Here is an 8,874-nt window from a genome sequence, read left to right on the forward strand (position 1 = left end):
TTATTTTTTATACAGACAGTTGCGATGTTATTTGTCTCTGATGGATTTTATTATTTTAATAACAAATATTTACTGTGGTTTAAAGATTTTTGGGGCTGAAGTTATGTCTCAGCATCATGTGGGCTTAGTGTAAACAAGGCTTGCAGAAGAGTGTCCAGAAATGATACTGATTTATAACGTGGTCGGCTGGCGGGAGGCTGAACCATACGTTTTATCAACTATAGCCCCGTATTTAATGATTAAGTATTCTATTTGAAATGCTTGGTAACTTGCATTTTATAGGATGCTTTGAGGAATTTTTAGGGTATGAAAAGTGTAAAAATAGGTCTGGCCTGGCAAATACTCATTGCGCTGGTATTAGGTATTTTGGTTGGTGCGGTTCTGCATAATCAAATTGAATCCAGAGAGTGGTTAGTTAGTAATATTTTAAGTCCGGCAGGTGATATCTTCATCCGCTTAATTAAAATGATTGTTGTACCGATAGTTATTTCGACCTTGATCGTGGGTATTGCTGGTGTTGGTGATGCGAAGAAGCTTGGGCGAATTGGCCTGAAAACCATTATCTATTTCGAAGTTATCACTACCATCGCCATTATTGTTGGGATCACCTTGGCGAATGTGTTTCAACCGGGGCACGGCATTGATATGTCGGCATTGACGGTGGTCGATATCTCCCAGTATGAAAAGACCACTGAGCAAGTACAAAGTGGTAGCCACAGCCTGGTGAGCACTATATTGTCGCTCATTCCTGCCAACGTCTTCGCTTCCATGGCGAAAGGCGATATGTTGCCAATTATCTTCTTCTCAGTGTTGTTTGGTTTAGGGCTGTCTTCATTGCCAAAAGAAACCAAAGAGCCACTGTTGAATGTGTTTAAAGCAATTTCTGAAAGCATGTTCAAAGTCACTCATATGATTATGCGCTATGCGCCTATCGGGGTGTTTGGCTTGATCTCGGTGACGGTTGCCAATTTTGGTTTTGCCTCGCTTATTCCATTGGCCAAGCTGGTTATTTTGGTTTACGCCGCGATTCTATTTTTTGCACTGGTCGTGCTGGGCACCGTTGCCAGATTATGTAAATTACGGATCTGGACCTTGATTCGAATTTTGAAAGATGAGCTGATTTTAGCTTACTCTACCGCCAGTTCAGAAACTGTATTGCCGCGAATCATCGAGAAAATGGAAGCCTATGGCGCGCCAAAATCGATTACCAGCTTTGTGGTTCCGACGGGCTATTCCTTCAACTTAGATGGTTCTACCCTTTATCAGAGTATTGCCGCCATATTTATTGCCCAGTTATATGGTATCGAGCTGTCCATTGGGCAAGAGATCATTCTGGTCCTAACCTTAATGGTGACCTCTAAAGGGATTGCCGGTGTTCCGGGAGTCTCGTTTGTTGTCTTGTTAGCAACGCTAGGCAGTGTAGGTATTCCACTGGAAGGTTTGGCCTTTATCGCCGGTGTGGACCGTATTCTGGATATGGCACGTACTGCACTGAATGTGGTGGGGAATGCATTAGCAGTGCTGGTTATTGCTAAGTGGGAACATCAGTTTGACCATAAAAAAGCCAAGGCATATGAGAAAGCGTTATTTGCACCGAAACAGACGCCGGTTAGCCAAGGCTAATACTCTTTACCCTTGATGCTCCGGTGATGTTAGTCATTCGTATTGGCCCGAATAACTTACTCATATAAGTTCATTCGGGCTGATTCATTCGCTGCTTGGAGTTGAGCATTGATATTTGTAGGCCCCCTATTAGTGAGATACTGATAGGGGGTTTTTATTTGTGTCTATCATCAATAAAACACCAGTGACATTATTCATTTAGTCCTAAGCGGTATGACCAATGGATAAGCTCAGCGACTTTGTGCACATCCAGTTTTTTCATCATATTAAGGCGGTGGGTTTCTACAGTTTTTTGGCTGATGGAAAGGTGAGCTGCGATAATACGGTTACAGGCACCTTCGGTAATAAGTTTTAGGATCTGTCGCTCCCGTGGCGTTAGCACCGGTTGGCGGGCATCGCTACCTTGTGCCAGTTTATTAACCAGAGAACTATTGAGTGCAGGGTCAATATAACGTTTACCCGCCGCGACCGTTTGAATGGCTGCCAGCAGAATTTGCTGTGGGCTTTTTTTCAGAACATAACCTAGTGCGCCACTGCTTAACGTTTTGCTGGCGTGATGTTCCTCATGGCGGGCTGTTAATGCCAGAATCTTCATCGTCGGCCAGCGGCGAAGCAGTTGAATAATGACATCAAGGCCATCCATACCGGGCAATCCGAGATCTATAATCGCAATGTCTGGCTCTGTTTGGCGGCACAAATTGTATACATCCAGCCCATTATCAGCTTGGCCAACAATCTGATAACGTGGATAAGCTGCCAGCATATTTTTAATGCCATTAATGATTAGTTCATGATCGTCGACAATCAGTAATTTCGTATTCATAAAGTTATTCCCTTTACCTGACGATTGAAATGGTGTCGCGGGGCTCCCGCGGTTGAAACAGCAAATGGATTATCTCGTCGAGGTGATCGATATCTTGCTGTGTAATGAGTTCATGATTTTCGACTGCTATTTCCAGCTGAATTACAGCGTCTTGTAACTCAGTAAGGCCCGCTTGCCCGGCACAGCCTTTTAAGGTGTGAAGCTGATGCGATAACGTGGGGGTATGGGTGAGAGACTCTCTCCCCTGCTGCACTAATAGTTGCAATGAGTGTAATAGGTTAAGACGCAATGAGCTGTCAGCCAGATTCAATAGTGGCCTCGGTGTTGNTAACTGGGGGGTGAGTGTTACCCCGCGTTCGAGCTGGAATTGTGCCGTCAGATCCAGTACTTCTGCCAGTTGGCTGAAAGTCACCGGTTTAGAGAGATAATGATTCATCCCCGCCTGACTGGCCCTTATCTTTTCCTCAGGATTGGTATTGGCACTTAATGCCGTAATCATGCAGCGATTATCCTGGTTGTTCGCATCATCACGCCAATAGCGGGTTGTTGCCAGCCCATCCATACCTGGCATACGAATATCCATCAGCACCAGATCAAAACGCTGCGTTTGGCCGAGGCGTAGTGCGATTTCGCCACTCTCTGCCAGAGTCACTTGATGCCCCAATTGGCGCAGCATCATGCCGGTGATATCTCGATTGGTTTCAGCATCATCGACTAACAATATGGTCATATGCCAAGGTTGTAGTGGGAGAGCATGTGGTATCTCTTGCTGAGATGAGGCGGGCTGCTTCTCTCCGTTAAGATGCTTTTTAACGTTGCTATATAAGCGACCGGGTAGGTAGCACAGCTCTTTATCGTTAAAGGGGGTCTGCGACAGGTGTACTGATTGATTACCCTCTGGCGGGCAGGTTATCCCCCACGAAGATAATTGAGCATGTAATGGCTGTGGTGCACATATTTCACCTTTAAACGGTTTGAGCACTATTTTCCCACAAAATGGCAGACTTAATGAGAAGCGACTACCGTGGTCTGGTAGGCTAAAAAGTGTAATATTGCCCCCCATCATTCTTGCCAGATTATCTGCAATAGTTAGTCCCAACCCCGTTCCCTGCCCGTGCTCATGGGTCTGGACAAAAGGGTGGAATATCTCTTGTTGAAGCTGCAAATCAATACCACAGCCAGTATCTTCAACAGTGAAGCAGAGCTGCTGGCCCTTACGGACTACATTGAGCTTAATATGGCCACATTGCGTGAATTTAACGGCATTGCCCAATAAGTTAACCAGAATCTGCTTTAAGCGTTGTTGGTCCAACTCCAGTTCCAGCGGCACATCTGAACTGACGTAAGTAGAGAGGGTGATGGCTTTACTCAAGGCCTGGCTATGAATAGTTAACATGGCCTGATCCAATAAGGGCAATAAGGCGGTTTTCTCTTGAGACAAGGCCATTTGCCCCGACTCAATACGTGAAAAATCCAACAGGTTGTTAACTATCATCAGTAAAGAATGTGAGCACTGGCGAGCGGTCTCGGCCAACCGATATTGCTCGCAGGTCAGTGGGGTATTTTGTAATAACTCAACAGCACCTAGTGTGCCATTTAAAGGGGTACGAATTTCATGACTGATGGTGGTTAGATGGACACTCTTACGGCGATTAGCCTGTTCGGCCAGCTGTTTTGATTTTGCCAGTGCCAGAGTACGTTCCTTTACTTTCATTTCAAGGGTGTCGTACTGCTCATTCAAGGTGTCTAGCAAGTTGTTATAAGCACGAGCAATCTGCCCTAACTCATCCATGCGTTTCACTGGTAAACGCGGCTCCATCGCTTGTGGGCCGGTGGCACCAATTATATTGATGAAGTTCCATAGGGGAATAGCGAGGTAATATCGCAGTAATAAAGAGAGCACTAACGTAAGTAGCAGCAAAATAGCCAGTGCAAAGGGGAGTTGATGTAATGCGGGCTTGGCCGCTTCCCAGGCAAAACCGACGCGGGGATAAATAACTAACTGTTGCCAACCGGGGCCTTTTAACTGGGTTCTTAATACCAAATAATCAGGTGTTTGTTGCCAACCATCATGTAAATTTCGGTCTTTTAGCTGGCGAAGAATCTCATGTAACTGATGCGAAGGTATATTTTGCTGAGATATCGGTAACAACTCGCCACTCTTATCCAACCATAAATTAATATCTCTCTGTTCAACTGGCTGATTATCCGTCACCAACTCATTCAGTTTTAATGAGAATCCAGCTAATGAACCGGCGTGATCACATGCGGCAACAGAAACATGCCAGCCTCGTTGTGGGCTATAAGTCGGCATCCCCCAAAAAATATTGTCATGGGTAGGAAATATTGGCAGTAAAAGTAATTCTTTACGTCGCTGGTTCAAATAGTTATTTGATACCGCCTGTGGTCTGAATATGGTAATACCTTCTTTGTTTTTAATCGTGAAACTGTCGAGATAATAAGTTTGACCAGAAGTTCCATAAGCCTGAGCAATGCGAAGGTCATGTCTGGATTGGATGGCATTACACATTCCTGAACTAAAAGGAATATTGTCGCTCTGATCATCATCTGTACGTCTAATCGGCAATCGCCAGGTGGCTTGGTAACTTGTCTGGCGACTGATCAATGCGGTTGCGTCCCGTTCCGCGCCTTCAAATTGGTAATTACTTAAATCTGCGCGTAATGATGCCATGTGGGTTAATTCATTCACCAAACGTTGGCGGGTATCCTCATATGAGAAGAATGCCATGGCCGCAATTGAAATAAGCCATATGGCCATTAAGGTCATGCCCAGTAATAGTGTCAATCGAGTGACGAGTGATGATGAGTTTTCCATAAAGTCACCTGACTGTTTTTTTTTAGTACGCCACAGCCAAAATTTGATATCAAGAAATACACTGATTTCATTACTGCTCGTTATAGATTCATTTAGTTCTGTAAAAAGAGTAAATCAGGTTTTTACCTTATAACGAATATTTAATTACGGAGGATAATTAAATCGTACTGATGCAGGAGTTACCGCCGATGCTTGAAATGTTGAAGAGACAACCCTTAGTTAACGACATTGATCTATCAGATATTAATATTGTTCAATTCACGTTGAAAGGAATTCCTGCCAAAGCGATGGATTACCATCATTCTATTTGTATTGGTGTTTTTTTTATTGAGAGAAAAATGATATCCAATACTGTTATTCGATATATTGCACTTATGCTGGTGGCGCTGGAGAATACGCAAGATTTTGCTTTACAGTTTAACGATGGCAATTGGTGGTTATGGGGGCGATATACACTTGATAATAGCGAGAAGATCGCCGGTGAGAATCAAGAACTCTCGATGAAATTAGAACAAATTCATGCCGTTATTCAGCATTTAAGCGGCTTGGTCGCCACATTGAGTACCTCCCAGGCAAACGTCTTAACCAAACCGAAGAAGTATGTCAGCAAGGTTATCTCATGAAAGAACTTGCCAGTTTAATATTACTGTTTTCAGTGTCACTGGCCCATGGTCAAGCTATTCCCTGGCAAGGAGAGCCTTTCTTTATTTATAGCCGGGGTATGAGTGTATCTAACCTATTAAAAGATTTAGGGATGAATTATGGTATCCCGGTAGTCATTAGCCCGGAAATAAACGAACACTTTAGTGGGAAGATTCGCGACAAAACACCAGAAGCAATCCTGGCTGAATTAGCCGGTCTATACAATCTTACCTGGTACTATGATGGTGAAATACTCTATTTTTACAAAGCTCAAGCCATCCGCAGGGAATTTATATCGCCAGATGGATTATCAACGACAACTTTAATCAAGTATCTACAACATAGCGGAGTAGCCGCAGGAAAAAACTGTGCAATAAAGGCTATTTCTCGTCTGGATGCTATTGAGGTTACGGGTGTTCCTATCTGTATTGAACGGGTGACGACATTGAGCAACATGCTTTCGTCTCAAGCCCGTAAGCAAAACCAAAATAAAGAAACAGTGAAAGTCTTCCAGCTAAAATATGCCTCTGCGGCTGACTCTAATTATCAGTATCGTGATCAGCAAGTTAAATTACCGGGCTTAGTCAGCGTATTGCGCGAGATGAGTCAGGGCAATAGTCTGCCGTTAGTTGCAGGAAAAGAACAAGATGAGGCGCATACCAGCATGCCTCTTTTCTCGGCTGATCCTCGGCAAAACGCAATTATTATCCGTGATCGCCAGGTCAATATGCCGGTCTATCGTAGTTTGATCGCTCAGTTGGATCAGCGGCCAGTTCAAATAGAAATATCAGTGACCATTATTGATGTTGATGCCGGAGATATTAGCCAGCTTGGTATCGATTGGTCTGCATCCACTTCCATTGGTGGCGCGGGTATCTCGTTTAATAGTAATTCGGGGAAAAATAGTGCTGATGGTTTCTCCACTGTAATTGGTGATACTGGGAACTTTATGGTTCGCTTGAATGCGTTACAAAAGAATTCACGTGCCAGAGTCTTATCACGCCCTTCGGTGGTCACCCTAAATAATATTCAGGCGGTACTGGATAAAAACGTAACGTTTTATACCAAGTTGCAAGGCGATAAAGTGGCAAAACTTGAATCGATCACCTCTGGGTCATTATTGCGAGTGACACCGAGAATGATTGATACCGATGGTGTAAAAGAAGTTTTGCTTAATCTTAACATTCAGGATGGGCAACAGCAGGCGCCGATAAGCAGTAGTGAACCGTTGCCGGAAATACAAAATTCAGATATCTCAACACAAGCCACGTTGCGTGTTGGGCAAAGTCTGTTATTGGGTGGCTTCATCCAGGATAAACAAATTGAGTCGCAAAATAAAATACCGCTACTGGGCGATATTCCATTATTAGGTGGGTTATTTCGCAGCACTGATAAGCAATCTCACAGTGTTGTCAGGTTATTTCTGATCAAAGCTGTACCGGTTAATACAGGGGAATAGCATGGCAGTACGGTTTAAACTCCGCCTGTTAAATGGTGAACTTAATGGGCGTGAGCTGATGTTACCTGAGGGGGAGTTTACACTAGGGGGTCAGCAGTGCGACGTATTATTACCCTTACCTCAGGGGCAAATATTGACCTTGAGAATAAGTGATGAGCACATAACTTTGCAGACATCTGGGGATGTCTGGGTTAAGGGGGAGCGGCATGATTTACAACAGAAACTCCCACTCGGACAGGCGATTGAAACCGGGGGATTAATCTTGGTTGTTGGCGAGGTGGGCGATATTTTAAGTGATATTCATTATATCCCTCGCGCTCGGCCACGCTTATTACTCTGCTTATCTGTACTGGTATTTATCCTATTGTTACTGCTATCGGTAGTTATATTCTGGTTTATACAGCAGCCAAAAGCGCTACTAGCTTATCTTCCTCCTGATATTCCAACACAACTCTCAGAGCAGTTAAAGCAACCCGCTTTACAGGGGATAAAAGAAAACTGGTTATTAGATGGCAGTGTTGTTTTGAGTGGTCACTGTAGCTCATCACCCGCAGTGATTAAGTTGCAGAATTTCCTGGTTCTTAACCGTATTGTCTTTCGTAATCAATTAGTCTGTGATGACCATCTGCTCAGTAGCGTCAAGGATGTATTACACCAGTATGGCTATCAGGATATAGAGGTCGACACGGGGAAATATCCAGGGCATATCACAATCCATGGTGCTATTGAAATGGGGGGGCAATGGTTAAAAGTTCAGGAAACACTGGCGACAGTGGCGGGGTTAAAGGGCTGGGTGGTTATTAATAGCCATGATGGGAAAATTGCACAATTAGTTGAGCGCTTAAGGGAACTGGGGTTATTAGGTTATCTCAGCATGGCGCCAAGTAATAAGGAAATCATTATCAGCGGTATATTGTCGCTCAGCCAACAACAACAACTGATGGAGATGTTGACAGCATTGGCCCGGCAACAACCGGACTTTCTGGCGGTGAGGTATCAGAATATCCCCACGTCAGATCAAACCGCTCAGCTTCTTCCTGCTGCAATAGTCAGCTATGGCGGAAATAAACTTTCAGGATTCGTGCAATTAGCTAATGGATTACGCTTACAGCAAGGGACGGTACTGGCGAATGGCTATAAAGTTATTTTTATTGGGGAGCAAGGTATATCATTACTAAAATCTAACAATTTAATCCATATACCCATGAATTTTTAAGGATTAGGGGATGAATGAATGTCGCACATTACTGAACTGGAAGACGCTATTAAATATGACGCAAAAAAAATCCAACAGAAGAGGACGTTGCTGGCAAATGGGAAGTTATTAATTTCCCAACAATTGTCTCTACAGCAAACACCTGATAATTATAAAGCGCTTAACAATATGATGCTGGCCCTAAGTAGTGCGGAGAAAATAATAGCAACGCTGTCAACGCGCTATGGAAATTAAAAAATCACCATGCCATTTTATGAAAAATATGGAATTAATAT

The 8,874-nt window shown here is 43.8% G+C and carries 7 protein-coding genes; 5 read left to right on the top strand and 2 right to left on the bottom strand.

All coding sequences use genetic code 11. The annotated features are described in order from the left end of the window. The first annotated feature begins 306 nt into the window (after positions 1-306). On the top strand, positions 307-1,623 hold the full coding sequence (gltP, locus tag V2A85_RS19485) for a glutamate/aspartate:proton symporter GltP (protein WP_372560001.1): 1,317 nt from the start codon (positions 307-309) through the stop codon (positions 1,621-1,623). Between the two features lie 190 nt (positions 1,624-1,813). Here gltP and V2A85_RS19490 read toward each other — a convergent pair whose 3' ends face one another. Both V2A85_RS19490 and V2A85_RS19495 read right to left on the bottom strand, forming a co-directional pair. Beyond that, a complete protein-coding gene (locus V2A85_RS19490) occupies positions 1,814-2,446 on the bottom strand; it encodes a two component system response regulator (RefSeq protein ID WP_420072134.1) in 633 nt (210 codons plus the stop codon). 13 nt (positions 2,447-2,459) lie between these two features. Next, positions 2,460-5,282: a two component system sensor kinase gene (locus V2A85_RS19495; RefSeq protein WP_420072135.1), complete on the bottom strand. Its 2,823-nt coding sequence runs from the start codon at positions 5,280-5,282 to the stop codon at positions 2,460-2,462. Positions 5,283-5,470: 188 nt separating this feature from the next. Between V2A85_RS19495 and V2A85_RS19500 the strand changes: the two genes are divergently transcribed. From V2A85_RS19500 to V2A85_RS19515, 4 genes are read left to right on the top strand one after another with little or no spacing between them, the layout of a single operon-like run. Continuing rightward, the gene (locus V2A85_RS19500; protein ID WP_420072136.1) at positions 5,471-5,905 is read left to right on the top strand and encodes a hypothetical protein; all 435 of its coding nucleotides are present in this window, start codon (positions 5,471-5,473) and stop codon (positions 5,903-5,905) included. Then, complete coding sequence (locus tag V2A85_RS19505) at positions 5,902-7,383, top strand: EscC/YscC/HrcC family type III secretion system outer membrane ring protein (RefSeq protein ID WP_420072137.1); 1,482 nt, start codon at positions 5,902-5,904, stop codon at positions 7,381-7,383. Before V2A85_RS19500 ends, V2A85_RS19505 begins: the two co-directional genes overlap by 4 nt. 1 nt (position 7,384) lies before the next feature. After that, complete coding sequence (sctD, locus tag V2A85_RS19510; RefSeq protein WP_420072138.1) at positions 7,385-8,599, top strand: type III secretion system inner membrane ring subunit SctD; 1,215 nt, start codon at positions 7,385-7,387, stop codon at positions 8,597-8,599. 18 nt (positions 8,600-8,617) lie between these two features. Beyond that, positions 8,618-8,833 carry an EscE/YscE/SsaE family type III secretion system needle protein co-chaperone gene (locus tag V2A85_RS19515; protein ID WP_420072139.1) on the top strand — a complete coding sequence of 72 codons (216 nt, stop codon included), beginning with the start codon at positions 8,618-8,620 and terminating at the stop codon, positions 8,831-8,833. Positions 8,834-8,874: the final 41 nt, after the last annotated feature.

The sequence above is a fragment of the Yersinia sp. 1252 StPb PI genome (assembly GCF_048593885.1).
Lineage (GTDB): Bacteria > Pseudomonadota > Gammaproteobacteria > Enterobacterales > Enterobacteriaceae > Yersinia > Yersinia enterocolitica_E.